Origin of the sequence: Novosphingobium sp., assembly GCF_041905565.1 — a bacterium.
In the GTDB taxonomy this organism is placed as follows: Bacteria; Pseudomonadota; Alphaproteobacteria; order Sphingomonadales; family Sphingomonadaceae; genus Novosphingobium.
Window position 1 is genome coordinate 117,355 of record NZ_JAYRKX010000008.1, and the last position, 24,883, is coordinate 142,237.

Annotated in this window: 25 protein-coding genes; 17 read left to right on the plus strand and 8 right to left on the minus strand. The window is 66.0% G+C overall.

From position 1 onward, the window contains the following. The 7 genes from ACE3N9_RS08685 to ACE3N9_RS08715 are packed head-to-tail and all read left to right on the plus strand — an operon-like array spanning position 1 to position 7,247. Positions 1-1,896: a DUF3604 domain-containing protein gene (locus ACE3N9_RS08685; protein ID WP_374282874.1), complete on the plus strand. Its 1,896-nt coding sequence runs from the start codon at positions 1-3 to the stop codon at positions 1,894-1,896. 13 nt (positions 1,897-1,909) lie between these two features. Beyond that, positions 1,910-2,743 carry a peptidyl-prolyl cis-trans isomerase gene (locus tag ACE3N9_RS08690; protein WP_374282876.1) on the plus strand — a complete coding sequence of 278 codons (834 nt, stop codon included), beginning with the start codon at positions 1,910-1,912 and terminating at the stop codon, positions 2,741-2,743. Further along, the gene (locus tag ACE3N9_RS08695) at positions 2,740-3,723 is read left to right on the plus strand and encodes a HupE/UreJ family protein (protein WP_374282878.1); all 984 of its coding nucleotides are present in this window, start codon (positions 2,740-2,742) and stop codon (positions 3,721-3,723) included. The genes ACE3N9_RS08690 and ACE3N9_RS08695 overlap by 4 nt, the downstream gene beginning before the upstream one ends. A gap of 51 nt (positions 3,724-3,774) precedes the next feature. Next, complete coding sequence (locus ACE3N9_RS08700) at positions 3,775-4,578, plus strand: crotonase/enoyl-CoA hydratase family protein (RefSeq protein WP_374282880.1); 804 nt, start codon at positions 3,775-3,777, stop codon at positions 4,576-4,578. A 56-nt stretch (positions 4,579-4,634) separates the two neighbouring features. Continuing rightward, entirely contained in the window at positions 4,635-5,906 is a 1,272-nt protein-coding gene (gene ribB, locus ACE3N9_RS08705; RefSeq protein WP_374282882.1) for a 3,4-dihydroxy-2-butanone-4-phosphate synthase, read from the plus strand. Between the two features lies 1 nt (position 5,907). Continuing rightward, on the plus strand, positions 5,908-6,327 hold the full coding sequence (gene ribH / locus ACE3N9_RS08710) for a 6,7-dimethyl-8-ribityllumazine synthase (RefSeq protein WP_374282883.1): 420 nt from the start codon (positions 5,908-5,910) through the stop codon (positions 6,325-6,327). After that, positions 6,324-7,247 carry an aldo/keto reductase gene (locus ACE3N9_RS08715; protein ID WP_374282885.1) on the plus strand — a complete coding sequence of 308 codons (924 nt, stop codon included), beginning with the start codon at positions 6,324-6,326 and terminating at the stop codon, positions 7,245-7,247. The genes ribH and ACE3N9_RS08715 overlap by 4 nt, the downstream gene beginning before the upstream one ends. A gap of 19 nt (positions 7,248-7,266) precedes the next feature. Here the strand turns inward: ACE3N9_RS08715 and ACE3N9_RS08720 are convergent, their stop codons facing one another. From ACE3N9_RS08720 to ACE3N9_RS08735, 4 genes are read right to left on the minus strand one after another with little or no spacing between them, the layout of a single operon-like run. Next, a complete protein-coding gene (locus ACE3N9_RS08720) occupies positions 7,267-7,788 on the minus strand; it encodes a DUF1254 domain-containing protein (protein WP_374282887.1) in 522 nt (173 codons plus the stop codon). Beyond that, complete coding sequence (locus ACE3N9_RS08725) at positions 7,785-8,381, minus strand: DUF1214 domain-containing protein (protein ID WP_374282889.1); 597 nt, start codon at positions 8,379-8,381, stop codon at positions 7,785-7,787. Before ACE3N9_RS08725 ends, ACE3N9_RS08720 begins: the two co-directional genes overlap by 4 nt. Next, on the minus strand, positions 8,374-9,465 hold the full coding sequence (locus ACE3N9_RS08730; RefSeq protein ID WP_374282891.1) for a hypothetical protein: 1,092 nt from the start codon (positions 9,463-9,465) through the stop codon (positions 8,374-8,376). The genes ACE3N9_RS08725 and ACE3N9_RS08730 overlap by 8 nt, the downstream gene beginning before the upstream one ends. Further along, positions 9,466-10,542, minus strand: a complete 1,077-nt coding sequence (locus tag ACE3N9_RS08735) for a phosphotransferase family protein (RefSeq protein WP_374282893.1) — start codon at positions 10,540-10,542, stop codon at positions 9,466-9,468. A gap of 249 nt (positions 10,543-10,791) precedes the next feature. Here ACE3N9_RS08735 and ACE3N9_RS08740 point away from each other — a divergent pair, with 249 nt between their 5' ends. Then, positions 10,792-10,926, plus strand: a complete 135-nt coding sequence (locus ACE3N9_RS08740) for a hypothetical protein (RefSeq protein ID WP_374282895.1) — start codon at positions 10,792-10,794, stop codon at positions 10,924-10,926. A gap of 189 nt (positions 10,927-11,115) precedes the next feature. Continuing rightward, positions 11,116-11,640 carry a MarR family transcriptional regulator gene (locus tag ACE3N9_RS08745; protein ID WP_374282897.1) on the plus strand — a complete coding sequence of 175 codons (525 nt, stop codon included), beginning with the start codon at positions 11,116-11,118 and terminating at the stop codon, positions 11,638-11,640. 73 nt (positions 11,641-11,713) lie between these two features. Here the strand turns inward: ACE3N9_RS08745 and eno are convergent, their stop codons facing one another. Further along, positions 11,714-13,000 (minus strand): phosphopyruvate hydratase, encoded by a 1,287-nt coding sequence (eno, locus tag ACE3N9_RS08750; RefSeq protein WP_374282899.1) that lies wholly within the window; start codon positions 12,998-13,000, stop codon positions 11,714-11,716. Positions 13,001-13,156: 156 nt separating this feature from the next. On the opposite strand from eno, the gene ACE3N9_RS08755 reads away from it, so the two are divergent. The 5 genes from ACE3N9_RS08755 (at position 13,157) to ACE3N9_RS08775 (ending at position 15,250) form a co-directional block, all read left to right on the plus strand. Beyond that, positions 13,157-13,729, plus strand: a complete 573-nt coding sequence (locus tag ACE3N9_RS08755; RefSeq protein WP_374282901.1) for a hypothetical protein — start codon at positions 13,157-13,159, stop codon at positions 13,727-13,729. A gap of 31 nt (positions 13,730-13,760) precedes the next feature. Then, complete coding sequence (locus ACE3N9_RS08760; RefSeq protein ID WP_374282903.1) at positions 13,761-14,150, plus strand: phage holin family protein; 390 nt, start codon at positions 13,761-13,763, stop codon at positions 14,148-14,150. Next, positions 14,147-14,494, plus strand: coding sequence for a hypothetical protein (locus ACE3N9_RS08765; protein WP_374282905.1), 348 nt, complete (start codon positions 14,147-14,149; stop codon positions 14,492-14,494). Before ACE3N9_RS08760 ends, ACE3N9_RS08765 begins: the two co-directional genes overlap by 4 nt. Then, positions 14,491-14,934: a hypothetical protein gene (locus tag ACE3N9_RS08770; RefSeq protein WP_374282907.1), complete on the plus strand. Its 444-nt coding sequence runs from the start codon at positions 14,491-14,493 to the stop codon at positions 14,932-14,934. The genes ACE3N9_RS08765 and ACE3N9_RS08770 overlap by 4 nt, the downstream gene beginning before the upstream one ends. Before the next feature lie 88 nt (positions 14,935-15,022). Then, complete coding sequence (locus ACE3N9_RS08775; protein ID WP_374282909.1) at positions 15,023-15,250, plus strand: DUF4170 domain-containing protein; 228 nt, start codon at positions 15,023-15,025, stop codon at positions 15,248-15,250. Between the two features lie 45 nt (positions 15,251-15,295). Here the strand turns inward: ACE3N9_RS08775 and greA are convergent, their stop codons facing one another. From greA to carA, 3 genes are all read right to left on the minus strand, one after another. Continuing rightward, on the minus strand, positions 15,296-15,772 hold the full coding sequence (gene greA, locus ACE3N9_RS08780) for a transcription elongation factor GreA (protein WP_374282911.1): 477 nt from the start codon (positions 15,770-15,772) through the stop codon (positions 15,296-15,298). Positions 15,773-15,875: 103 nt separating this feature from the next. After that, positions 15,876-19,199 carry a carbamoyl-phosphate synthase large subunit gene (carB, locus tag ACE3N9_RS08785; protein WP_374282913.1) on the minus strand — a complete coding sequence of 1,108 codons (3,324 nt, stop codon included), beginning with the start codon at positions 19,197-19,199 and terminating at the stop codon, positions 15,876-15,878. Then, positions 19,199-20,365: a glutamine-hydrolyzing carbamoyl-phosphate synthase small subunit gene (carA, locus tag ACE3N9_RS08790; protein ID WP_374282915.1), complete on the minus strand. Its 1,167-nt coding sequence runs from the start codon at positions 20,363-20,365 to the stop codon at positions 19,199-19,201. The genes carB and carA overlap by 1 nt, the downstream gene beginning before the upstream one ends. A 160-nt stretch (positions 20,366-20,525) precedes the next feature. Here carA and ACE3N9_RS08795 point away from each other — a divergent pair, with 160 nt between their 5' ends. From ACE3N9_RS08795 to rpoD, 3 genes are read left to right on the plus strand one after another with little or no spacing between them, the layout of a single operon-like run. Further along, on the plus strand, positions 20,526-20,978 hold the full coding sequence (locus ACE3N9_RS08795) for a GatB/YqeY domain-containing protein (protein ID WP_374282917.1): 453 nt from the start codon (positions 20,526-20,528) through the stop codon (positions 20,976-20,978). Continuing rightward, positions 20,978-22,849: a DNA primase gene (dnaG, locus tag ACE3N9_RS08800; protein ID WP_374282919.1), complete on the plus strand. Its 1,872-nt coding sequence runs from the start codon at positions 20,978-20,980 to the stop codon at positions 22,847-22,849. The genes ACE3N9_RS08795 and dnaG overlap by 1 nt, the downstream gene beginning before the upstream one ends. Further along, positions 22,849-24,861: an RNA polymerase sigma factor RpoD gene (gene rpoD / locus ACE3N9_RS08805; RefSeq protein ID WP_374282921.1), complete on the plus strand. Its 2,013-nt coding sequence runs from the start codon at positions 22,849-22,851 to the stop codon at positions 24,859-24,861. The genes dnaG and rpoD overlap by 1 nt, the downstream gene beginning before the upstream one ends. Positions 24,862-24,883: the final 22 nt, after the last annotated feature.

The following is a 24,883-nucleotide window of genomic DNA, read 5'->3' on the forward strand; positions in this document are numbered from 1 at the left end:
ATGCGCAAGATGAAACTGGCCGCCGCCTTGCTGCTGGGGTCAAGCCTGCTGCTGGGCGGGTGCGAGCAGGCCCGGCACGTGTTGTTCGGCAAGACGACCGAGGCGGACGTGCCGGAAGCGGCCTATCCCGAGCGGGTCTATTGGGGCGACACGCACCTTCACACCGCCAATTCGCCCGACGCCTTCGGGTTCGGCGCGCGGCTTTCGCCCGAAGATGCGCTGCGCTTTGCCCTGGGGCAGGAAGTCACTTCCTCGACCGGGATAAAGGCCAAGCTGGAACGCCCGCTCGACTTCCTGGTGATCGCCGATCACTCGGACGGGCTGGGCTCGATGCTCGACCTCTACAATGCCCCGCGCATGCTGATCCCGCACAAGACCATGGTGCGCTGGTACGACATGATGCATTCGGGCCGCGAAGGCAGCCAGAAAGCCGTGGCCGAAATCATCGACGCCAAGGCCAACAATTCGCTGCCGCCCGAACTGCTCAACCCCGAAGGCAACCACGACCGGATCGTCTCGACCTGGGAACGCCACATCAAGACGGTCGAGCGGTATAACCACCCGGGCAAGTTCACCGCCTTCTTCGGCTTCGAATACACGCTGATGAACGGCGGCAACAACCTGCACCGCAACGTCATCTTCCGCGACGGGCCGGACAAGGTCCGCCAGACCTTCCCGATCGATTCCTTCGGCACGATCCGGCCGGACGATCTGTGGAACTACATGGACGGGTACGAGCGCAAGACCGGCGGCAAGGTGCTGGCGATCCCGCACAATTCGAACATGTCGAACGGCCAGATGTTCATGCTGACCGAACCCAATGGCGGGCCGATGACCGCCGCCTATGCCAAGCGCCGTGCGGCGCACGAACCGGTGGTCGAAATCACCCAGATCAAGGGTGACAGCGAAGCTCACCCCTTCATGTCCGCCAGCGACGAATTCGCCGGTTACGGCGTGGCCGGGTGGGAACTCGGCAACCTGATGATGACCGAGAAGACCACGCCGGAAATGCAGGCTGGCTCCTATGTCCGCGAAGCGCTCAAGCGCGGGCTGCAGATCGAACAGCGCACCGGCGAGAACCCCTACAAGTTCGGGGTGATCGGTTCGACCGACAGCCATACCGGCCTCTCTACCATCGAGGACAACAACTATTTCGGCAAGCATTCGGGCGTGGAACCGCGCCCGGACCGCGCGGCCGAAGCGCAGAACCTGGGCACGCGTGAGGGGCGCTTCGGATGGAACTACCTGGCCAGCGGCTATGCGGCGGTCTGGGCCAAGGCCAACACCCGCAGTTCGATCTGGGACGCGCTGAAGCGGCGCGAAGTCTATGCCACGACCGGCCCGCGCATGGTCGTGCGCTTCTTTGCCGGATGGGATTTCACCGCAGCCGATTTCAAGGGTGACTGGGTCAAGGCCGGTTACACCCGCGGCGTGCCGATGGGCGGGCAATTGACCGCCAAGGCGGGCGCCAAGCCCAGCTTCCTCATTTCCGCGCTGAAGGATCCGATCGGCGCCAACCTTGACCGCGTCCAGGTGGTCAAGGGCTGGGTCGACCAGGCCGGCGCCAGCCACGAACAGGTGTTCGACGTGGTCTGGTCCAGCCCCGAAGCCCGCAAGCTGACGGGCGGCAAGCTGGCCCCGGTCGGCGATACGGTGAACACCGCCAACGCCACTTACCAGAACACCATCGGCGCCCCGGCGCTGACCACGGTGTGGACCGACCCCAGCTTCGATCCGGGCCAGCGCGCGTTCTACTACCTGCGCGTGCTGGAAATCCCGACGCCGACCTGGGTCAATTTCGACAAGGTGCGCTTCAACCTGACGCTGCCGGCGGATATCCCGCTCAAGCAGCAGGAACGCGCCTATACCTCGCCGATCTGGTTCAACCCAAGCTGACGGAAACCTACAAGTGAACTGGCGAATCGGCGCGGCCCATCTGCTGCGCGAACCCCTGGTGCAATTCATGCTGGCGGGCGCGCTGGTCTATGTCGCGATGGCCGGCCGCGCGCCCGATGTCGGGGAACGGCGGATCGTGGTCAACGAAGCGGTGGTCGCGCGGCTGGCCAACCGCTGGACCGAAAGCTTCCGCCGCGCGCCCAGCCAGCAGGAACTGGACGGGATCATCAGCGAATATGTGCGCGACCAGGTCTATTACCGCGAAGCCTTGCGGCTGGGGCTGGACCAGGACGACGAGGTTGTCATGCGGCGCATGCGCAACAAGATGATCGCACTGGCCACCAGCGAGGCCGAGGCGGCGACGCCCAGCGATGCCGACCTGCAAAAGCTGATCGACCAGGACCCGGCCCGCTATGCCCCGGAAGTGACCTACAGCTTCGATCAGGTTTACCTGGGGGCGGACACACCCCCGGCCCGCGCCGCCGCCCAGGCCGCGCTGCAATTGCTGCGCGCGGGCAAGCCGGCCACGGACCTGACCCAACCCGCCCCGATCCCCGCCAGCTACAGCCAGAATGCGGCCAGCGATGTTGCCGCGCAGTTCGGCGGGCCGTTTACCGATGCCTTGCGCGGCCTGCCGCTGGGGCAATGGAGCGGTCCGGTCGCCTCGGGCCTGGGGCTGCACCTGGTCAAGATCGGCGCGCGCTCCACCCCCACCCCGCCCAGCCTCGACAAGGTCCGCCAGCAAGTCACGAACGACTGGCACAACACCCAGCGCCGCAAGGCCGAGGATGAGGCCTATCGCAAGGTGCTGGCCAATTACGACGTGGTGATCGAGCAGCCGAAATGAGCCTGCGTGCCTTCCTGTTGCTGCTGGCGCTGGCACTGCTGGGCGCATCCCCCGCCCGCGCGGATGAACTGCGCCCCGGCTATCTCGAGTTGACCCAGCAGGACGCCAGCCACTGGAAGATGGTGTGGAAGGCCCCGATCCTGGGCGGACTCGCCACCCGCGCGCGGCCCACGATGCCCGCCTTCTGCAAGCTGGAACCGGGCGAAAGCCGGCTCGACGGCGGCAGCGTGATCGTGACCGGCCGGTTCACCTGCACCGCCCCGGTCGAGGGGCAACAGGTGGGACTGGCCGGGATCGAGGCGGGCTTTACCGACGCCCTGCTGCGCATTGCCCCGCTGGGCCGTCCGGTCCAGGCGGAACGGCTGACCCAGGACCGCCCGATGGTCACCGTCACCGCCCGGCCCGACCGCTGGCAGGTGGCGCAGACTTACCTGGTGCTGGGGGTGGAACATATCCTGGCGGGTTACGATCACTTGCTGTTCGTCGTCGCGCTGGTCCTGCTGCTCGGACGGCCATGGGTGGTGGTGCGCGCTGCCACCGCCTTTACCCTGGCCCATTCGATCACGCTGATCGGGTCCAGCCTTGGGCTGATCGGGCTGGCCCAGGCCCCGGTCGAAGCGCTGATCGCGCTGTCGATCATGTTCCTGGCAGTCGAAATCGCCAAGCAGCGCGAAGGCGCACCGCGCCTGTCGGAGCGGATCCCCTGGGTGGTCGCCTTCCTGTTCGGGCTGCTCCACGGCTTTGGCTTTGCCGGGGCACTGCGCGAGATCGGCCTGCCCGAAACCGATGTACCGATGGCACTGCTGACCTTCAACCTGGGGGTGGAACTGGGCCAGCTGGTGATCATCGCCGCCTGCCTGGCAATCATCACCGCGCTGCGCCGTCTGGCCCCGCACCTGCTGCGCCCGGCCACCTTGGCCGCAACCTATGGCATCGGCATTACCGCCAGCTTCTGGTTCCTGCAGCGGCTGTTGCCCTGACCTTCGGCTTGGCCCTATGGCCGTGGCCAAGCAACGAGAGGATTCGACCAGATGGATAGCCCCGTCCTGTATGAAGCCGATGCCCAGGGCATCGTCACCATCACGCTCAACCGCCCGGAAATGCGCAATCCCATTTCCGACCCGGACGTGGTCGAGGCGCTGCTGGCCGCGCTGGATCGGCTGGAAGGCGATGCCAGCGCGCGCGTGGCGATCCTGACCGGCGCGGGCAAGGCGTTCTCCTCGGGCGGGAACATCAACAAGATGAAGCCCGGCGCGGGGCTCAATGCCGGGCTGCCGGCGCGCACGCGCGGCAACTACAAGCGCGGCATCCAGCTCCTCCCGCTCGCTTTCGCGGCGCTGGAAGTGCCGGTGATCGCGGCGGTCAACGGCCCGGCGATCGGTGCGGGGCTGGACCTAGCCTGCATGTGCGACCTGCGCATCGCCAATGAAAGCGCCAAGTTCGCGGAAAGCTTCGTCAAGCTGGGGATCATTCCTGGCGATGGCGGAGCCTGGCTGCTGCAACGCGCGGTCGGCTTTGCCAAGGCGGCAGAAATGTCGCTGACCGGCGATACCATCGACGCGGCCGAGGCGCTGGCCTGCGGCCTGGTGAGCAAGGTCGTGCCGGACGATCAGTTGCTCGATGCCGCCCGCGCCCTCGCCGCACGGGTTGCCGTCAATCCGCCCTTCGCCGTGCGCATGGCCAAGCGCCTGCTGTGGGAAGGCCGCCGCAGCGACCTTGCCACCGTGCTGGAAATGTCGGCCGCGATGCAGGCCGTCGCCCATGCCACCAGCGATCACGAGGAAGCGGTGAACGCCTTTCTCGAAAAACGCACCCCGGTGTTCAAGGGTGATTGATCACATTGCAGTGTGATAATCGTTGAAATCACATTTCGGTGTGATATTGACGAGTCATGAGCACGAACATCATCGATCGCGTCCGCCGGCTGGTTACCGATGGCGGCATGTCGCGCGCGGGCCTGGCCCGCGCCGCCGGCCTTCACGCCAACACCCTGCGCGACTGCACCGAGGACGGCTGGAACCCCACCGCCGACACCCTGCGCAAGCTGGAAGCGTTCCTGTGGGACAGCGACGAGGCTCCGGTGCTGGTCCCGATCGAGGACATTATCGAGGAAGCCCGCAACGGCCGCATGTTCATCCTCGTCGATGACGAGGACCGCGAGAACGAGGGCGACCTGGTCATCCCGGCGCAGATGGCCACGCCCGATGCGGTCAACTTCATGGCCACCTATGGCCGCGGGCTGATCTGCCTGACCCTGACCCGCCAGCGCACTGAACAGCTGGGCCTCGAACTGATGAGCCGCAACAACGGCACCCGTCACGAAACCGCCTTCACCGTCTCGATCGAGGCGCGCGAAGGCGTGACCACCGGGATTTCCGCTGGTGACCGCGCCCGCACCGTGGCCGTGGCAATCGACGCGACCAAGACCCGCGACGACATCGTCACCCCCGGTCACGTCTTCCCGCTCATTGCCCGCGACGGCGGCGTGCTGGTCCGCGCCGGCCATACCGAAGCCTCGGTCGATATCTCGCGGCTCGCCGGCCTCAATCCCTCGGGCGTGATCTGCGAGATCATGAACGAGGACGGGACCATGGCGCGGATGGATGACCTGATCCCCTTCGCCCGCCGCCACGGGCTGAAGATGGGCACGATCCGCGACCTGATCGAATACCGCCGCAAGCACGACCACCTGGTCGAATGCGTTGCGCAGGCGCCCTTTACTTCGGACTACGGCGGGGACTGGATCGCCAAGACCTATCGCAACAAGGTTGACGGCACGGTCCACATCGCGCTGCAAAAGGGCGCCGTGAAGCAGGGCGAACCCACCCTGGTGCGGATGCACGGCATCTCGATCTTCTCGGACGTGCTGGGCCAGCCGGGGCCGCGCAAGCGCATCCTGCAGCGCGCCATGGCGGAAATCGGCAAGGCCGGTTCGGGCGTGATCGTGCTGCTGATGCCGACCACCCCGGGCGAACTGAGCGCCGAAGTCGGCGGGGTCGATGGCCCGGCGATGGACCTGCGCTCCTATGGCCTGGGCGCCCAGATCCTGACCGACCTTGGCGTGCAGGACATGATCCTGCTGACCAATTCGCACCGCAATATCGTCGCCATCGAAGGGCATGGCATCAACATTGTCGGCGAACGGCCGATCCCGGAGAATTGAGATGGCGAAGTTCCTGATTGTCGAAGCCCGTTTCTACGATCACCTCAACGACATGCTGGTCGCGGGCGCTGCCGCCGCGCTCAAGTCTGCCGGGCACCAGGTGGAGGTGATCACCGTCCCCGGCGCGCTGGAAATTCCCGGCGCCATCGCCCTGGCCGACCAGTCGGGCGATTATGACGGCTATGTCGGGATCGGCGTGGTGATCCGCGGCGAAACCTATCACTTCGAAATCGTCGCCGGGGAAAGCGCGCGCGGGATCATGGCCCTGACCATGGACGGCGTGGCGATCGGCAACGGCATCTTGACGGTCGAGAACGAGCAGCAGGCCCTCGTCCGCGCCGACCCCGCGCAGAAGGACAAGGGCGGCGAAGCGGCCAAGGCGGCGATGGCCCTGCTCGCGCTGAAGGAAAAGTTCGCATGAGCCAGAACAGCGCCATCGCGGGCATTCCGCTGGTGCTGGGCGGCAACGTCTTTGGCATGACCGCGGACGAGGACGCCAGCTTCGCGGTGCTTGATGCCTTCTACGCCGCCGGCGGACGGATGATCGACACCGCCGATGTCTATTCGGCCTGGGTGCCGGGCCACAAGGGCGGCGAAAGCGAAACCGTGCTGGGCAAGTGGTTCGCCGCCAGCGGCAAGCGCGCCGACATGAAGCTTCACACCAAGACCGGGATGCTGGGCGGCCAGGAACTGTACGAACCGGCCCGCGTTTTGGCCTCGCTCAACGCCTCGCTCGACCGGCTGCAGACCGATTACATCGACCTCTACTACGCCCACCGCGATTACGAGGAACTGCCGATGGCGGACATCGTCGCCGCGTTCGACGGCGCGGTGCGCAGTGGCAAGGTTCGCGCGCTCGGCGCCTCGAACTTCTCGGCCGCGCGGCTCAGCGAAGCGCTCGATGCCGCAGCGGCACAAGGCGCGACCCCGTTCAGCGTGCTGCAGAACGAATATAACCTGGTCGCGCGGCAGGCCTACGGGCCCGACTTGCAGGCGCTGTGCCAGCAGCGCGGCATTCCGATGCTGCCGTTCTTCGGCCTTGCCTCGGGCTTCCTCACCGGCAAGTACCGGACCGAGGCGGACCTCGGCAAATCGCCGCGCGGGGCACGGATGGGCGACCTTTTGACCAAGGGCGCGCCGATGCTGGCGGTGATGGACGAGGTGGTGAAGGAAACCGGCGGGACCCACGCGCAGGTGGCGCTGGCCTGGCTGCGTGTGCAACCCGGAATCGGCGCGCCGATCGCCAGCGCGACCAGTGCCGAACAGGTGCGCGAATTGTGCGCCGCCACCAAGCTGGACCTGACGCCCGATCAGCTCGCCCGGCTCAGCGCCGCCTGGTAAGCCAGGCTTGCGCGCCGCTTCACAGCGGCGCGCAGCTATCGGCGCGGCGGGCGGGATCGACCTTGGCGAACAGTTCGGCGCTGGGCGCCAGCCGCCGGTCGAGGATCACGCCCCGGTCCGATGGCGAAATGACCACCGGCATGCCTTCGGGCACCTTCTGCCCCGCCTTGGCCAGCACGAAGGCGATCCCTTGCGGGAACTGGTTCGAATCGAACACGGCGACATTGTCGGTCCGCGCATCGAACACCGATAGCGAGACATAGCCATTGTCCGGCGACGGGGCGGCGCTGACGCGGATCGGCCCCCGCGACACATCGTAGACGCAGCTTGAATAGAGCAGGTCCGGCGATGGCCGCACCACCCCGCGCGAATGCGACGTGGTGCGCGGGCCGAAAGTGAACTGGTTCACCTGCTTGCCCCCGTCCGACATCTTCTGGATGGCCACATGCATGATCGCGCGCGGGGCACCCAGGATCGTCCCGACATGGCCCAGGCCCACGGCTGCGGCGAAGCCCAGCAGATAGATCACCTTCCGGTTCATGCCGCGCCTCCGCAATCGAGCTTTGTCACCTTGGGCATCGGGATCGAGGCGAAATCGTCCTGCGCGCTCTGCGCCGGCTTATAGAGCCGCAGGGTCAGGGTATATTGCCCCGCCTTGTTGCTGGACGCCCAGGGCTGCCCGGGCTCGGGCTTGTTCGCGACCAGCGCCGACCACTGGCCCTGCGCATCGGGCCTGACCTCGGTCGCGTCGAACGACAGCGCGTCGTCCTCGTTCTGCGGCAGGTAATCATCGTCGGCATAGACCGTCACCGACCACCACCGCGCCGGCATCGGTCCGCCGGTGACGCGGTAGCGGCACCCTTCGGTCAGCCGCGCGCCCGCGCTGTCGGTCTGGGTGGTGAAATAGATCGCCTGGCTGCGGGTCAACGCCAGCAGCCCGGTCAGCGCGATGCGGGCGCGGGTCCAGGGATCGGCATCGACCGAGCCGGCCGAGGTGTTGCCGACCCAGCCCGTGCTGCCCGCGCCGCGCAGCCCCCCGCGCTTCATCGTGTGCCAGGCCGATCCGGCGCCGACCAGCAGGCCGGCCACCACCACCAGCGCCATCACCCGGCGCGAGAATGATCGCTCAGCCAAGGTCGAGATACTCCTTGAGGCCATAGGGCTGGTAAGGCCCGATGATCAGCTGTTCGAACACGCCGATCCCTTCGCCATGCTTGTCGCTGATCACCCGGCATGGCAGCTGGACGTGGAAATTATCCATTTGGCCGGGGTTGCACTGGCCCAGGCCAAAATCCTCGCGCTCCACCGCCAACGGGCCGTGGTAGAGGCCGTGGCCCCACTTGGGCGAAGTGTAGCCGATCCCGCGCATCTGGAACCGGCCGAGCGGTTCAAGGCGCAGCACTTCCGGTCCGTCCGGCCCCTCGACCGTCAGTTCGCCGCCATCGGGCCAGCGAGTGCCCGGGGCGAGCGGTGACGTCATGTCGCCATCGGTGTCGAAATGCTGGTCCGCCCCGGCGCCATCAGGGGCGATCACGGCGCGGGTGTTCCACTTGTTGCCCTTGGCATCGGCGTTGACGTGGAAGAACAGGCTCCGGTCGGCAAAGTTGATCGGCGTCCACTGCCAGAAGAAGCCGTGGACCACCCCGCTGCCGTGCGGCTGCTGGTCGCTCGCCCCCACCGGGCGCACCCCCCAGCTGCGGTCGCGGGTGCCCGCCGTGCCGGGGGCGCAGGCTTCGCGCACGCCGTCCACCTCGATCCAGCCCTCGTAGTGGCCGTTCTGGGTCAGCCGGGTGTAATCCATGAAAGTGCGCGGGCCGATGCGGTGGATGAAGCGCGGTTCCTCGATCGGAAAGGCGCGGCCGGCGAAGGTCAGGTCGGCCTTCAGCCCTTCCCCGTCCACCGTGACGCGCAGCTTGTGCAGCGGTTCCAGCACCTCGATCCGGATCGGGCCGACCTGCAGGTCGAACCGCTCCATGTTGAGCTCGCGCGAGGCATGGACGTTGTACTGCACCCCATCGCGGATCGTGCTGAAATGCGCGTCCGCCACGTTGAGATGCGGATAGATCCCCAGCGCTACGGCAAAGAAACCGGAGCCGTCCGGCGCATAGCCGTTGAAGAAATAGCGGTCGTAGAAATTCCGGTCGGTGCCCGCATAGGCGACCGGTTCGGGGGTCTGGTGGAGCGGGAAATCGTCACCCTTGGTCAGGACCATCGCCATTCATCCTTTGAGCTTGCTGAGGCTGCCATGTTGCAGCGCCAGGGCACAGCCGCCCCTGGCCATCGACAGGAAATTCTCGTCGCCGCGCGCGGTGCGCTCGACAAAGGCGGCGCTGAACACGGCGGTCGAAACCCCGTGCAGCGCGCCGATCACATACTGGTCCCAGATCGAATCGCGGGTCATCGCCACCCCGCGCCGGGTCATTTCCGCGCAGTACAGGTCAAGCAGCTCATCCTCGTGGGCGCGGCGCAGCTCGTCACCGATGCCCGTGCCGAGGAAATAGCCGATGTCGGTCAGCCCGTTACCGACGCCAGCGGTCTGCCAGTCCAGCACCGCGATTTCCTCGGCCCCGCCGTGGATGTCGAACAGCATGTTATCCAGCCGGAAATCGCCATGGATCAGGCAGCGCGCCCCCGGTTCGCGGCCGTACCACAGCTCGCGCATGTCGTTCAGTTCATCGCACAGGCGCATGAATTCGGGTTCAAGCTGGTCCTTGTAGCGGCCGCGGAAGATCGCCTGCGCCCCATCGTAAGCAGCGCGGATATGATCCACCACCGCCTGCGGCGTGACCAGCCAGGGCAGATCGACGACCTGCGGGTTTTCCCAGGTCGGCGCGTGCAGCGCCGCAGCCTGGCGGACCCCGGCGCGGGCATCGGCCGCGCTGCAGCTGGCCAGCTGGTTGCCGCCGCGCGCCGGCCCCAGGTCTTCGAAGATCAGGATGAAATCGGCGCCGCCTTCATCCACTTCGGCCACGTGGGCGACCGGCACGCGGACAGCGGCCTGGCGGCACAGTTCCCGGTAAAAGCCCACTTCCTTGGCATAGAGCCCCAGAGCGCCGGCGGTCTGGCGGCTGGTGGCATCGGCGGCGGGAAACTTGCCCGCCAGGGTGGCCGGCCCCTTGCCCGGGCGGTCGTATTTCAGCGTCAGCCGCGCCGAATCGCCCACCTGGCCAGTGCCGATCGGCACCCAGGTGAAGCCGGTGATCGTCTGGTCGTCGATCACGCCAGCGGCGCGCAGCCGCTCGGTCAGCCACGCGGCATCGATTTCGTCCGGATGCGTCGGAATCCCGGCCATCATCACCCTCGCCCATTGTTATTTAAGCGAACGGTTAAAGCACGGCGATGCGACTGGCAACCCAGACACCGCGACGGCACGATCGGCCGCAGCATGCACAGGGCAGTTTACGACTTGTTGGCCGTGTGTCCCATTGCTGGACTGGTGCGCCATTGGCCGGGGTTAACCAGGTTCGGCCCTTTATCGCTGGTTACACGGCTGTTAATAGCAGCCTTGCAAACAAAACAAACGGAAGTCGCAATGTCTGTCCCGGTGCTCGACCAACTGGTCCAATGCCTGAAAGCACTTGATTCGCTTGGCGAAAAATTGGCCGCTTGCCATGTCGATGCGGCAATCCATGCCTTGATCGACCGCGCCGAACCTTCAGCACGCCCCGAAGCCGAGTAAAACGCGGGCGCAAATTGATCCAGAATGGCGGAAATACGCCTGTTTCTTCTGGCCGTTTCGGAAACCCTGACCTTAATAGCCTGACCCGTTGTTTATCGGCGGGATCAGTATTCGCAGCATCTACCTAAAAAACGAATAGGGGTTTGCCCTGATTTTCGTTTGGTCGATTCTTGTTATCGTCAGGAAACCATGGCGAAACTGCTGGCATCTCAGGGCCTCGGCATTGAAGCCGAAAAGCTACGCAGTCTCGCTGAAGAACTGCAGAACCTCGCCTCGGCGTTAAATCTCCAGTTTCCGACCGAAGATATTGCCTCACCCGCCAATGACGTGAGCGAATACACCCGGGCCGCGACGGATGACTTACCAAGGATCGTCGATCTGGCCCGGCGCTTCTATCGCAGTCGGCGGATGCGATCGCGGCTGTTCGGCGATGACCAATTGTTTGGCGAACCGGCCTGGGACCTGCTGCTCGATCTGTTCGTGGCCCAATCCGATGGCAAGCACCTGTCGGTGACCGCGGCCTGCATCGGCGCTGCCGTGCCGACCAGCACCGCGCTGCGCTGGCTGCTGATCCTGGAAGATCGCGGCCTGGTCCTGCGGGAGAATGACCCCACCGATGCGCGCCGCGTCTTCCTGAAGCTGACCGAGGATGGCTACGGCAAGATGGCCTGCTATTTTCGCGCCCTGCTGAACGAAGGCGTGGTCAACTTCTGATTGCCCCCGAACGCAAAAGGCCCGCCCCGGCGATGCCGGCGCGGGCCTGAAGCATGCCTGCGTGCCTGCGGCGTCAGCCGGCCAGGCGCCCGAAAGCCCCGGCGCCAGCGTAATGCGCGGCATCGCCCAGTTCTTCCTCAATGCGGATGAGCTGGTTGTACTTGGCCAGCCGGTCCGAACGGGCGAGCGAGCCGGTCTTGATCTGGCCGCAGTTGGTGGCCACCGCCAGGTCGGCAATGGTCGCGTCCTCGGTTTCGCCCGAACGGTGCGACATGACGGCGGTATAGCCATTGCGGTTGGCGATGCTGACCGCGTCGAGCGTTTCCGACAGCGAGCCGATCTGGTTGACCTTGACCAGCAACGAATTGGCCAGGCCCTTGGCAATGCCCATGGTGAGGCGCTTGGGGTTGGTCACGAACAGGTCGTCGCCAACCAGCTGGACCTTGTCGCCGATCTTGTCGGTCAGCGCCTTCCAGCCTTCGAAGTCGTCTTCGCTCATCCCGTCCTCGATCGAAATGATCGGGTAGGCGGCGGTCAGGTCGGCCAGGTAATCGGCCATCTGCACCGGCGAGAGCGACAGCCCTTCGCCGCTGATTTCATACTTGCCGTTCTTGAAGAATTCGGTCGCCGCGCAGTCCAGCGCCAGCTTGATGTCCTCGCCCGGCTTGAACCCGGCCTTGGCGATCGATTCCATCACGAAGTCGAGCGCGGCGCGGGTGCTCGACAGGTTGGGCGCAAACCCGCCCTCGTCGCCCACGGCGGTGGCCAGGCCCTTGTCGTGCAGGCCCTTCTTGAGGGTGTGGAACACTTCCGCGCCCCAGCGCACGGCTTCGGCAATGCTGCCGGCGCCGACCGGCATGATCATGAATTCCTGGAAGTCGATCGGGTTGTCGGCATGTTCGCCGCCGTTGATGATGTTCATCATCGGCACCGGCAGGACATGGGCCGAAACCCCGCCGATGTAGCTGTACAGTGGCAGGCCGCGCGCATTGGCGGCCGCCTTGGCCACGGCGAGCGAGGTACCGAGGATGGCGTTGGCGCCCAGGCGGCCCTTGTTCTCGGTCCCGTCGAGCGCGATCATGGTCAGGTCGATGTCGCGCTGGTCTTCGGCATCCAGGCCGATCAGTTCCTCGCGGATTTCCTCGTTCACGGCGGCAACCGCCTTGAGCACGCCCTTGCCGAGATAGCGCGACTTGTCGCCATCGCGCAGTTCGACCGCTTCGTGGGCGCCGGTCGATGCGCCCGAAGGCACGGCGGCGCGGCCGAAGCTGCCGTCTTCGAGCAGCACGTCGACTTCGACGGTGGGATTGCCGCGGCTGTCAAGAATTTCGCGGGCGTGGATGTCAATGATCGCGGTCATGGCGGGTTCATCTCCTGCGGGCCAGTTGGCAGGCTCCTTAGCAGGGCAAGCCCCTCTGGCAAGTTGCAATGCAGCATGACAGGGCCTTGCAGCCGGTCTATTGTGACACCAGATATAGTTATGGCCCGATCGTCCGGGCGCAGAAAGGGTAAAGCCATGGCCAAGTCACCCGCCGCTACCGCCAAGACCACCCCCGCCAAGAAGCCCGCCGCGAAGAAGGCCGCGCCCGAGCCGGCCGCCGCCCCCGCCCCGGCCGATCCCAAGGCGAAGTTCACCAAGGCGATCGAGGAAGCCCGCGCCGGTGCGCAGGCGCTCGCCTCGCAGGCGCAGGACCGCGCTGGTGCCTACAAGGACCAGCTCGCCGCCAAGAGCGGGGATTGGGCCGCCGACGCCAAGGACCTGGCCGCCCAGGCCAAGGACCGCGCCGCCGAACTGGCCCACGAAGGCAAGGCCAAGACCAGCGACGCCATCGCGACGCTGGGCAAGGTCGTGGCCGACAGCGCCGGGACGATCGACGAGAAGCTGGGCGCCAAGTATGGCGACTATGCCCGCACCGCCGCCCGCTCGATGCAGGAAACCGCCGCGAAGATCGAGGCCAAGGACCTGAACGAGCTGAGCGCGGACGCGAAGGAATTCGTCCGCAAGAGCCCGGGCCTGGCAATCGGCCTGGCCGCGGTGGCCGGCTTCCTGCTGTCGCGCCTGTTCAAGGGTGGATCGTCGGAAGATTGACGCCGGGCTGCCGGACTGCTGTCTCTAGCCCATGACCGATGGCGAACCGCCCCTTGTGAAGGATCAGCCCGGCGATGCGGCCGACCGCTCGCTGGTGGATGACGTGCGCCAGCTCGTCACCGATGGCCGCACCTTGCTCGAGGCGGAACTCGCCTACCAGAAAAGCCGCGCCGCCGTGGCTGGCCAGGGCGCGAAAGCCGTGGCCGGTTGGGGAGCGCTGGCGCTGGTGCTGGTGCTGTTCGCGTTGATGGCGCTGACCTTTGGCCTGGTCCTGGGCCTCGCCAGTGTGGTGGGGCCATGGTGGGCAACGCTGATCACGGTCGCGGTGCTGCTGGCCGGGGCCGCACTGGCGGGCTGGATCGCGGCGCGGCGCTGGTCGGCCACTGCCCGCCAACTCACTGACGAGGCCGCCCAGCCATGAGCGAACTTGCGAGCCGCCTGGCCGAGGATCGCGCCGCCCGCAACGCCGCGCGCGCGGCGCATGATGCCAACCTCGCCCAGGTCAAGGCCGACCTTGCCGCGCGGAGCATTGGCGGCCGGATCGCCGACAAGGCACGGGACGATGCGCTGGACCTGGCAGGCGAGGCCGTGGCCGTGGCCCGCGAAAGCAAGGGGATCATTGCTGGCGCGGTCGGCGCGCTGGCGCTGTGGTTCCTGCGCGACCAGGTGATCGCCCTCACCGCCCGCCTTTTCAAGCCAGCCGCGGTTCAGGAACAGGCTGATAGCGCCGCCGAACCAGACAGCTTCGAGGAGCCCGCAGAGTGAGCGCAGCAGACCAGCCCGACCAGCAGATCGACAACCAGGCCGAGCGCGATGCGCCGGTGCTGCCGGCGCGCGCCACCCTGCCAGATCGCTATCCGCCCGAAGATTACCGCAGCCTGGCCGGGGAATACCCCTGGCTGACCGTCGCCGCCGGACTGGGCGCCGGTCTGCTGGTGGGGGCAATGCTACCCAAGGGCCTTGGCGGCAAATTCGGCAAGCGCGCCTTCGCCGCCGCCTCGATCGCGGCGGAACTGGGCCTGGCCCTGTCGCGCAAGGCGGGCGATGCCGCCGGTGAAAGCGGCCGCGAAGGGCTGCGCCGGATGGGCGAAGCCGCCGCGCCGCTGCGCCAGCGTGCGGCCCGCGGCGGCGCAAGCGCGCGCGGCGCCGGGCTGGTCATCGCCCGCGAGGCGCTCAAGCTGGCGACCCGCAAGCGCAAGGCTTAGCCTTTTCGAATAGCGGGCCACCAAGGTCGAACTTGCGATTTTGGCGCATTCTGCATAAGGGCGGTGCTCCTCTCTCCCAGGGAACACCATGAGCGAACAGAAACTCCACCTTGTCATGGGCGGTCGGGTCAAGGACCCCCAGGGCCTTGAATTCGCGGACCTGTCCAAGATCGAACTGGTCGGCGTCTATGCCGACTACGCCGAGGCCGAGGAAGCCTGGCGCGACCGCGCCCAGCGCACGGTCGACGATGCGGAAATGAAATACGTGGTGGTGCACCTGCACCGCCTGCTCCAGCCAGACATGCTGAAGCGCTGATCCGCCAAACTGAAAAGGCCCCGCCAATCGCGGGGCCTTTTCGTATCAGATGAATTCGATCTTCTCGACCGCATAGAACCGGTCGCCGGCGGGGACCGAAACCTCGACCTCATCCCCCACCACGCGGCCGATCAGCGCGCGGCCCAGCGGCGAATTGTAGCTGATCCGCCCGATCTTGGCGTCCGCTTCGTACGGGCCGACGATCTGGTAACGCACCGGCTTGTCATCGTCGTCCAGCAGGGTCACGGTTGCGCCGAAAATGATCTTGTCGCCCGACAGCGTGGTCGGATCGACGATCTGGGCGCGGCTGACCTTGTCCTCAAGGTCGGCGATGGTGGCTTCAACCTGGCCCTGCCGCTCCTTGGCGGCGTGGTATTCCGCGTTTTCGGACAGGTCGCCATGGGCGCGCGCTTCCTCGATCGCGTCAACGATCCGGGGACGCTCCTCGCGCAGCGCCTTCAGCTCGGAAAGCAGCCTTTCGTAGCCTTCCGCCAGCATCGGCAACTTTTCGACACTTGCCATGTCCGCAATTTCCTTCCTGGGCCGCCCCAGCGACTAGTCGCCCGCCCCGTGCCGGACATGGCGCGGGTTCAGGCTATCGCGATTGTCGGGGAGGCGCGATTACTTACCCATAATAGTCTTGGAGCGAGCGCACTTCAAGTTTTGCGCCGCGCAAGGCCGCAATCGCTTCCACCGCCGCGACCGAAGCGGCCGCGGTCGTGAAGTACGGGACCTTGCCGGTCAGCGCCGAACCGCGGATCGACTGCGAGTCCTTCAGGCTCTGCCAACCTTCGGTGGTGTTGAAGATCAGCGCCACATCGCCATCGATGATCTTGTCGACGATGTGCGGGCGCCCTTCGGCCACCTTGTTGACCAGCTCCACCGGCACTCCGGCTTCGGCCAGATAGCGCTGCGTGCCGCCGGTGGCGATCAAGGTGAAACCCAGTTCCACCAGCTTGCGCACGGCCGGTAGCACCACCGGCTTGTCCGTATCCTTGACCGAGACGAACACCACCCCGCCATCGGGCAGGCGGGTGCCCGCGCCGAGTTGGCTCTTGGCAAAGGCCGTGGCAAAATTGCTATCGATGCCCATGACTTCGCCGGTGGACTTCATTTCCGGGCTGAGCACCGGATCGACCCCCGGGAAGCGGGCAAACGGGAACACGGCTTCCTTGACCGCCATGTAATCGAGGTCGCGCTTGAACGGCGGGAAAGTGCTGAGCTTTTCACCCGCCATGACCCGCGCCGCGATCTTGGCGACCGGCTGGCCGATCGCCTTGGCGACGAACGGCACGGTGCGGCTGGCGCGCGGGTTCACTTCGATCAGGTAGACGTCCCCGTCCTTGACCGCGAACTGGATGTTCATCAACCCGCGCACGCCCAGCGCCATCGCCAGGGCTTCGGCCTGGCGTTCCATTTCGGCGATGATCTCGGCCGGCAGGCTGTAGGGCGGCAGGGTGCAGGCGCTGTCGCCCGAATGGATCCCGGCTTCCTCGATGTGCTGCATCACGCCGGCGACGACGACCTGCTCGCCGTCGCACAGCGCGTCGACGTCGCATTCGATCGCATCGCGCAGGTACTGGTCGATCAGCACCGGCGAATCGCCCGACACTTGGACCGCAGTGGCGATGTAGTCATCGAGCTGCGCTTCGCTGTCGACGATCTCCATCGCGCGGCCGCCCAGCACATAGCTGGGACGCATCAACACCGGATAGCCGATGCGGTTGGCCACCGCGACCGCCTCGTCGCGGCTGCGGGCGATGCCGTTGAGCGGCTGCTTCAGCCCCAGCTTGTTGACCAGCGCGGAAAACCGCTCGCGGTCTTCGGCGAGGTCGATCGCATCGGGCGAGGTGCCGAGGATCGGGATGCCCGCATCTTCCAGCGCCTGCGCCAGCTTCAGCGGGGTCTGCCCGCCAAACTGGACGATCACGCCGACCAGTTGGCCGTTCTGCTGTTCCACCCGCAGGATTTCGAGCACGTCCTCGCCGGTCAGCGGCTCGAAATAGAGCCGGTCCGACGTATCATAGTCAGTGCTGACCGTTTCCGGGTTGCAGTTGACCATGATCGTTTCAAACCCGACCTCGTCCAGCGCGAAGCAGGCGTGGCAGCAACAATAGTCGAACTCGATCCCCTGCCCGATCCGGTTCGGACCGCCGCCGAGGATGACGATCTTCTTGGCGGTAGACGGTGCGGCCTCGCACTCCGGCTCGCCGAACAGCGGGCCTTCGTAGGTCGAATACATGTAGGGCGTGACCGCTTCGAATTCGGCGGCGCAGCTGTCGATCCGCTTGAACACCGGATGGACACCCAGGCGATTGCGCAGCGCGCGGACCTCGTCCTCGCTGGTCGCGCCGGCCATCGCCTTCAGCGCATCGTGGAGCAGGCCGGAACGGCGCGCGCTGGTTTCGCCCAGCCCGCCCGCCACGTGGATTCCGCGCACAGCCAGCACCGCCAGCCGCTTGTCCGAAAAGCCCATTGCCTTCAGGCGGCGCAGCCCGGCCGCATCGGTCGGCAGGCCGTTTTCCATGATCGCCGCTTCTTCGGCGATGATTTCATGGATGTGGCGTAGGAACCATTTGTCGTAATGGGTTATCGCGTGAACTTCATCCACCGTGAAACCTTCGCGGAACGCCTGGCCGACGATCAGCAGGCGGTCCGGAGTCTGCTTCGACAGGGCGGCGGTGATTTCGTCACGCCCCGCGCCTTCGAGGTGCAGGACACGGTTGAACCCGTCGAGCCCGGTTTCCAGCCCGCGCAGGGCCTTCTGCATCGATTCTTTGAAGTTGCGGCCAATCGCCATGACTTCGCCGACCGACTTCATCGCGGTCGACAGCAGCGGCTGCGCACCCTTGAATTTTTCGAAGGCAAAGCGCGGAATCTTGGTGACGACGTAGTCGATGCTCGGCTCGAAGCTCGCCGGGGTGGCCCCGGTGATCTCGTTGGTCAGCTCGTCCAGCGTATAGCCTACCGCCAGCTTGGCCGCGACGCGCGCGATCGGGAAGCCGGTGGCCTTCGATGCCAGCGCCGACGAACGCGAAACGCGCGGGTTCATTTCGATCACGATCAGGCGGCCATCCTTGGGATTGACCGCGAACTGCACGTTCGAGCCGCCGGTTTCGACGCCGATTTCACGCAGCACGGCAATACTGGCCGAGCGCATGATCTGGTACTCCTTGTCGGTCAGCGTCAGCGCCGGGGCGACAGTGATGGAATCGCCTGTATGCACGCCCATCGGATCGACATTCTCGATCGAGCAGATGATGATGCAGTTATCATGGCGGTCGCGCACGACCTCCATTTCATATTCCTTCCAGCCGAGCAGCGATTCCTCGATCAGCACTTCGGTGGTGGGCGAGGCATCGAGCCCCGAACGGACGATCGCTTCGAATTCCGCCTTGTTGTAGGCCACGCCGCCGCCGGTGCCGCCCAGGGTAAAGCTGGGACGGATGATCGAGGGCAGTCCGGTGCGTTCGAGCACCGCGAAGGCTTCTTCCACCGTGTGCGCCACGCCGCTGCGCGCGGATTCGAGGCCGATCTTGTCCATCGCCTCGCGGAAGCGCTGGCGGTCTTCGGCCTTGTCGATCGCATCGGCATCGGCGCCGATCATCTTCACGCCGAACTTTTCCAGCGTGCCATCGTTGAACAACGCCAGCGCGGTGTTGAGCGCGGTCTGCCCGCCCATGGTCGGCAGGACGGCGTCAGGCCGTTCCTTCTCGATGATCCGGGCGACAATCTCGGGCGTGATCGGCTCGATATAGGTCGCGTCGGCCATGTCCGGGTCGGTCATGATCGTGGCGGGGTTGGAGTTGACGAGGACCACCCGGTAGCCCTCCTCCTTCAGCGCCTTGATCGCCTGCGTGCCCGAATAGTCGAACTCGCAAGCCTGGCCGATAACGATCGGCCCGGCGCCGATGACAAGGATCGACGAGATGTCAGTGCGCTTGGGCATTACGCGAGGGCCTCAATGAATTTCTGGAACAGGTAGAACGAGTCCATCGGACCGGGGCTCGCTTCGGGGTGATATTGCACCCCGAAGGCCTTCTTGCCCTTGATCGCGATGCCGCAGTTGCTGCCGTCGAACAGCGACACGTGGGTTTCGATGACATTGGCGGGCAGCGCGGTGTTATCGACCGCGAAGCCGTGGTTCATCGAGGTGATTTCGACCACGCCGTCTTCCAGCCGCTTGACCGGGTGGTTCGCGCCGCGGTGGCCCTGGTGCATCTTGGTGGTCTTGGCTCCCGCCGCCAGCGCCAGCATCTGGTGGCCAAGGCAGATGCCGAACACCGGAATGTCGCGTTCCAGCAGGCCCTGGATCACGGGCACGGCATAGCTGCCGGTTGCCGCCGGGTCGCCCGGACCGTTGGAGAGGAACACGCCGTCCGGCTCAAGCGCCAGCACGCCGTCGAGCGGGGTCTGCGCCGGAACCACCGTCACCCGCGCCCCGGCCTTGACCAGGTTGCGGAAGATGTTGTCCTTTGCGCCGAAATCCATCGCCACGACATGCGGGCGGGCATCGCGCGGGCTGCGGGCATAGCCCTTGCCCAGCGTCCAGGTGCCGCCTTCCCAGCCTTCAACTTCGGTCCGGCTGACCACGCGGGCAAGGTCCATGCCTTCCAGCCCCGGCCAGTCCTGCGCGCGCTTCAGCAGCGCGGGAATGTCGAACTTGCCGCTGGCCGAATGGGCGATCACCGCGTTGGGCGCGCCGGACAGGCGGATGCGGCGGGTCAGCGCGCGGGTGTCGATCCCGGCCAGGCCGATCTTGCCCTTGCCCGCCAGCCATTCGCCAAAGGTGCCCTGGCTGCGGAAGTTGCTGGGCGCGGTCACGTCTTCACGCACCACGCAGCCGACCGCGCCATCGACGTGGCTTTCGAGGTCTTCCTCGTTCACGCCGACGTTGCCGATGTGGGGGAAAGTGAAGGTGACGATCTGCGCCGCATAGGACGGATCGGTCATCACTTCCTCATACCCGGTCATCGCGGTGTTGAAGCAGACTTCGCCCACCGCTTCGCCTTCCGCGCCGAAACCGTGGCCCCAGGCCACGTGGCCATCGGCCAGCACAAGGACTCCCGTCGCGCCAGCAGGTTGCTGCGCGTGCGAGGTGGCGGCGTCAGCCATGGTAGGGGCGCTCCGTTCGAAGGGTTTCCAGCAATGTCGCTAAGACGCCGCCGCTAGAGCGGTGGGCCGCCAAGGTCAACCTATCAAAACGCGAATCTTTGGGCTAGGACGCAGCTTTCCCCAACCGCATCCGATTTTCTTTTGAGGAACAGTCCCAACAATGATCCGCGATTCGATCAAGTCCGCACAGGTTTCCGCGATGAAGGCCGGCGAAAAGACCCGCCTGGCCGCCGTGCGACTCATCCTTGCCAAGCTCAAGGACAAGGACATCGAGTTGCGCACCGCCGCGCAGCTGCCCGATGACGATGTGCTGGTGGTCGACGTGCTGCAGAAGATGGCCAAGCAGCGCCGCGAGTCGATCACGCTCTACGAACAGGGTGGCCGCCAGGAACTGGCCGAAGTCGAAAAGGCCGAACTGGCCGTGATCGAGGAATTCCTGCCCCAGCAGATGGGCGAGGACGAAGTGAAGGCCGCAATCGCCGCGATCATCGCCGAAACCGGCGCTGCCGGCATGAAGGACATGGGCAAGGTCGTCGCCGCGCTCAAGGCGAAGCACGGCAGTCAGCTTGATATGGGCAAGGCGAGCGGGCTGGTCAAAGCTGCCCTTGGCTGATGGCGCTTACCCCGCAATGGCTTGATGAACTGCGCGCCCGGGTGACGTTGTCCAGCGTCATTTCCCGGACGACGCGGCTGACCAAGGCGGGGCATGAATTCAAGGCCTGCTGCCCGTTCCACAACGAGAAAAGCCCCAGCTTCACGGTCAACGACCAGAAGGGGTTCTACCACTGTTTCGGCTGCGGCGCGCATGGTGACGTGATCCGCTGGATGACCGATCAGCGCGGGCTGTCGTTCATGGACGCGGTCAAGGAACTGGCGAGCGAGGCCGGGATGGAAGTCCCCGCCCCCGATCCGCGCGCGGCCAAGCAGGCCGAGCAGCTGGGCGGCCTGCATGACGTGATGAAGGCGGCGCAGGACTGGTTCGCCGCCATGCTCGCCGCGCCCGAGGGCGAGCGGGCGCGCACTTATCTCGCCACGCGCGGGTTCGATGCGCATACGGTGCAGCGCTTCGGCTTCGGCTATGCGCCGGAAGGCAGGCAGGCACTGAAGGAGGCGCTCAAGGCCTTTCCCGAAGCCCAGCTGATCGAGGCCGGCCTGCGCATCGCGGTCGACGACAAAGAGCCCTATGACCGGTTCCGCGGCCGCCTGATGCTGCCGATCGAGGATGCGCGCGGGCGGGTGATCGCGTTTGGCGGGCGGATCCTGGATGCGCACAAGACCGATGCGCCCAAGTACCTCAACAGCCCCGACACGCCTTTGTTCGACAAGGGGCGCACGCTTTACAATCTGCACCGCGCCGGCCCGGCCAGCCGCCAGACCGGGCGGATCGTGGTGGTCGAAGGCTATATGGACGTGATCGCGCTGGCAGCGGCGGGGATCGCCGATGCGGTCGCCCCGCTCGGCACCGCGCTGACCGAGCGGCAGATCGAGATGCTGTGGCGGCTGGTCGAAACCCCGGTGCTGTGCTTCGACGGCGACGCCGCCGGGCAGCGCGCGGCGATGCGGGCGATCACGCGCGCCCTGCCGCTGCTGCGCCCGGCCCACTCCCTACGGATCGTACGCCTGCCCGCCGGGCTGGACCCGGACGACCTGATCAAGCGCGACGGGGTGCGGGCGATGGAAGCCCTGCTCGCCCAGCCCGCGACCTTGCTCGACGTGCTGTGGGAGCACGAGCGCGATGCCGCCCCCCTCGCCACGCCGGAAGACAAGGCGGGCCTGAAGGCGCGGCTGATGGCCCACGTCGATACCATCGCCGACAAGGACATTCAGGCGCTGTACCGCCGCGAATTGCTCGAACGGTTCTCCGCCTATGCCTTTCCCCGGCGCGAACAGCGCGAGTGGAAGCCGGGCGGGCGCGGCGCCCCTGCCCCGGCGCGCTCCGACCCGGCCCAGACTGGCCGCTTGCGCCGCGCGGTGGCCGGCGGCGCGCGCGATGCGCTGGCGGCGGCGGTGATTGCCGGATTGCTGCGCCATCCGGGCGAACTGGCCCGCCACGCCGAGGCGCTGTGGCAGGCGGACCTTGCCGATCCGCGGCTGGCCGCGCTGGCCGATGCGATGGATGAAGGCGTACCGCTTGAAACTGCGGCACTTGCCACCATATTGGCCGAGCGGGGTCTGGCAGCCCCGAACCCCGATGAATATGCCGCGTTGCCCCTTGGCTTCCTGGTCGAGGATACGCCGCCCGAACAGGCCCGTACGGACCTGGCCCAGGCGGTGGGACTGCTGGTCGAACGGCCCGCGCTGGAACGCGCCCTGGCCGAAGCGACCCGGCGGTTCGAGCGCGACCTTTCCGAGGGGGCCTATGCCGAGCAGCAACGGCTGCTGAAGAGAAAACTGGATTTCGACTCGCGTCTGAGGCAAATGGCCAGCGCGCGAGCGAGCGCTCCGGGGGGAGCGCTACCCAACGACGGGACAATGGCGGACTGATGGACGAAGAACTGAACGGCGGCGAAAAGGAAGGCGGCGATGCGCCCCTGATCGACCTCAACGATGCCTCGGTGAAGAAGCTGATCGCCCGCGCCAAGCGCCGGGGCGTCATCACCTATGACGAGCTGAACGAGGCCCTGCCGCAGGATCAGATGAGCAGTGAGCAGATCGAGGACATCATGTCCGCGATCAGCGAAATGGGCGTGAACATCGTCGAAAGCGACGAAGACGCGGTCGACCCGGACGAGAAGGAAGTCGATGACATCGACGAGCCGGATCCGGTTGGCGAACGCCCCGACCTGATCAAGAAGAAGGAAACGATTGAGCGCACCGACGATCCGGTGCGCATGTACCTGCGCGAAATGGGCGCGGTCGAACTGCTCAGCCGCGAGGGCGAAATCGCCATCGCCAAGCGGATCGAGGCCGGCCGCGACACGATGATCCTGGGCCTGTGCGAAAGCCCGATCACCTTCCACGCGATCATCCAGTGGTCCGAAGCGCTCAATGCCGGCGAAATGCAGCTGCGTGAAATCCTCGACCTTGACGCGATGCTGTCGAAGGAACCGGCGCCCGAAAACCTGACCGAGGACGGTGAGGAAGAAGGCGACGGCGAAATCAGCGAAGCCACCGCGGGTCCCTCCTACAAGGAGGAAGAGGACATCGAGGAGGAAGAAAGCAGCGACGAGGACGAGGACGGGATCGAACGCCGCGCCCGCCGCCCGGTTGAGGAAGAGGAGGAGGACAACACTCTCAGCCTCGCCCAGATGGAAGCGCAGCTGAAGCCCGAAGCGCTGGAAAAGTTCGCGGCGATCACCGCGCTGTTCCGCAAGTTCGAGAAGATCCAGGGTGAACGCCTTGAAGTGATGGGGGCCAGCGGCGCCTTTTCGGCGGCCAAGGAAAAGACCTATCAGCAGCTGCGCGAAGACCTCACCGCGCAGGTTGAAAGCGTGCAGTTCCACGCGACCAAGATCGAATACCTGGTCGACAACCTCTATGCCTTCAACCGCCGCCTGACCGCGCTGGGCGGGCAAATGCTGCGCCTGGCCGAACGCCACAAGGTCAACCGCAAGGACTTCCTTGATTGCTACGTCGGGCGCGAGCTGGACGATGGCTGGCTTCAGGCCCAGGCGGGCAAGGACAAGAAGTGGGCCGCCTTCGCCGCGAACGAGGCCGACGCGGTTGAGCGCATTCGCGCCGAAGTGGCCGACATCGCCAGCGCCACCGGCATGGCGCTGACCGAGTTCCGCCGCATCGTCAACATGGTCCAGAAGGGCGAACGCGAAGCGCGCATTGCCAAGAAGGAAATGGTCGAGGCGAACCTGCGCCTGGTGATCTCGATCGCCAAGAAGTACACCAACCGCGGCCTGCAGTTCCTCGACCTGATCCAGGAAGGGAACATCGGGCTGATGAAGGCGGTCGACAAGTTCGAATACCGCCGCGGCTACAAGTTCAGCACCTATGCGACCTGGTGGATCCGTCAGGCGATCACCCGTTCGATCGCCGACCAGGCCCGCACGATCCGCATCCCGGTGCACATGATCGAAACGATCAACAAGCTGGTCCGCACCAGCCGCCAGTTCCTGCACGAGCAGGGCCGCGAGCCCACGCCCGAGGAAATGGCCGAGCGTCTGTCGATGCCGCTCGAAAAGGTCCGCAAGGTGATGAAGATCGCCAAGGAGCCGATCTCCCTAGAAACCCCGATCGGGGACGAGGAAGACAGCCACCTGGGCGATTTCATCGAGGACAAGAACGCGATCATCCCGGTCGACGCGGCGATCCAGGCCAACCTCAAGGAAACGGTCACCCGCGTCCTGGCCAGCCTGACCCCGCGCGAGGAACGCGTGCTGCGCATGCGCTTCGGCATCGGCATGAACACCGATCACACGCTGGAAGAAGTCGGCCAGCAGTTCTCGGTGACGCGCGAACGTATCCGCCAGATCGAGGCCAAGGCGCTGCGCAAGCTCAAGCACCCGAGCCGGTCGCGCAAGATGCGCTCGTTCCTGGATCAGTGAATGTCAGGCCCCGCTTCGGCGG

Coding starts and splice junctions, on each gene's coding strand:
- ACE3N9_RS08685 (WP_374282874.1), top strand. CDS start 1: ATGCGCAAGATGAAACTGGCCGCCGCCTTGCTGCTGGGGTCAAGCCTG.
- ACE3N9_RS08695 (WP_374282878.1), top strand. CDS start 2,740: ATGAGCCTGCGTGCCTTCCTGTTGCTGCTGGCGCTGGCACTGCTGGGC.
- ACE3N9_RS08700 (WP_374282880.1), top strand. CDS start 3,775: ATGGATAGCCCCGTCCTGTATGAAGCCGATGCCCAGGGCATCGTCACC.
- ribB (WP_374282882.1), top strand. CDS start 4,635: ATGAGCACGAACATCATCGATCGCGTCCGCCGGCTGGTTACCGATGGC.
- ribH (WP_374282883.1), top strand. CDS start 5,908: ATGGCGAAGTTCCTGATTGTCGAAGCCCGTTTCTACGATCACCTCAAC.
- ACE3N9_RS08715 (WP_374282885.1), top strand. CDS start 6,324: ATGAGCCAGAACAGCGCCATCGCGGGCATTCCGCTGGTGCTGGGCGGC.
- ACE3N9_RS08720 (WP_374282887.1), bottom strand. CDS start 7,788: ATGAACCGGAAGGTGATCTATCTGCTGGGCTTCGCCGCAGCCGTGGGC.
- ACE3N9_RS08730 (WP_374282891.1), bottom strand. CDS start 9,465: ATGGCGATGGTCCTGACCAAGGGTGACGATTTCCCGCTCCACCAGACC.
- ACE3N9_RS08735 (WP_374282893.1), bottom strand. CDS start 10,542: ATGATGGCCGGGATTCCGACGCATCCGGACGAAATCGATGCCGCGTGG.
- ACE3N9_RS08745 (WP_374282897.1), top strand. CDS start 11,116: ATGGCGAAACTGCTGGCATCTCAGGGCCTCGGCATTGAAGCCGAAAAG.
- eno (WP_374282899.1), bottom strand. CDS start 13,000: ATGACCGCGATCATTGACATCCACGCCCGCGAAATTCTTGACAGCCGC.
- ACE3N9_RS08755 (WP_374282901.1), top strand. CDS start 13,157: ATGGCCAAGTCACCCGCCGCTACCGCCAAGACCACCCCCGCCAAGAAG.
- ACE3N9_RS08760 (WP_374282903.1), top strand. CDS start 13,761: ATGACCGATGGCGAACCGCCCCTTGTGAAGGATCAGCCCGGCGATGCG.
- ACE3N9_RS08765 (WP_374282905.1), top strand. CDS start 14,147: ATGAGCGAACTTGCGAGCCGCCTGGCCGAGGATCGCGCCGCCCGCAAC.
- ACE3N9_RS08775 (WP_374282909.1), top strand. CDS start 15,023: ATGAGCGAACAGAAACTCCACCTTGTCATGGGCGGTCGGGTCAAGGAC.
- greA (WP_374282911.1), bottom strand. CDS start 15,772: ATGGCAAGTGTCGAAAAGTTGCCGATGCTGGCGGAAGGCTACGAAAGG.
- carB (WP_374282913.1), bottom strand. CDS start 19,199: ATGCCCAAGCGCACTGACATCTCGTCGATCCTTGTCATCGGCGCCGGG.
- carA (WP_374282915.1), bottom strand. CDS start 20,365: ATGGCTGACGCCGCCACCTCGCACGCGCAGCAACCTGCTGGCGCGACG.
- ACE3N9_RS08795 (WP_374282917.1), top strand. CDS start 20,526: ATGATCCGCGATTCGATCAAGTCCGCACAGGTTTCCGCGATGAAGGCC.
- dnaG (WP_374282919.1), top strand. CDS start 20,978: ATGGCGCTTACCCCGCAATGGCTTGATGAACTGCGCGCCCGGGTGACG.
- rpoD (WP_374282921.1), top strand. CDS start 22,849: ATGGACGAAGAACTGAACGGCGGCGAAAAGGAAGGCGGCGATGCGCCC.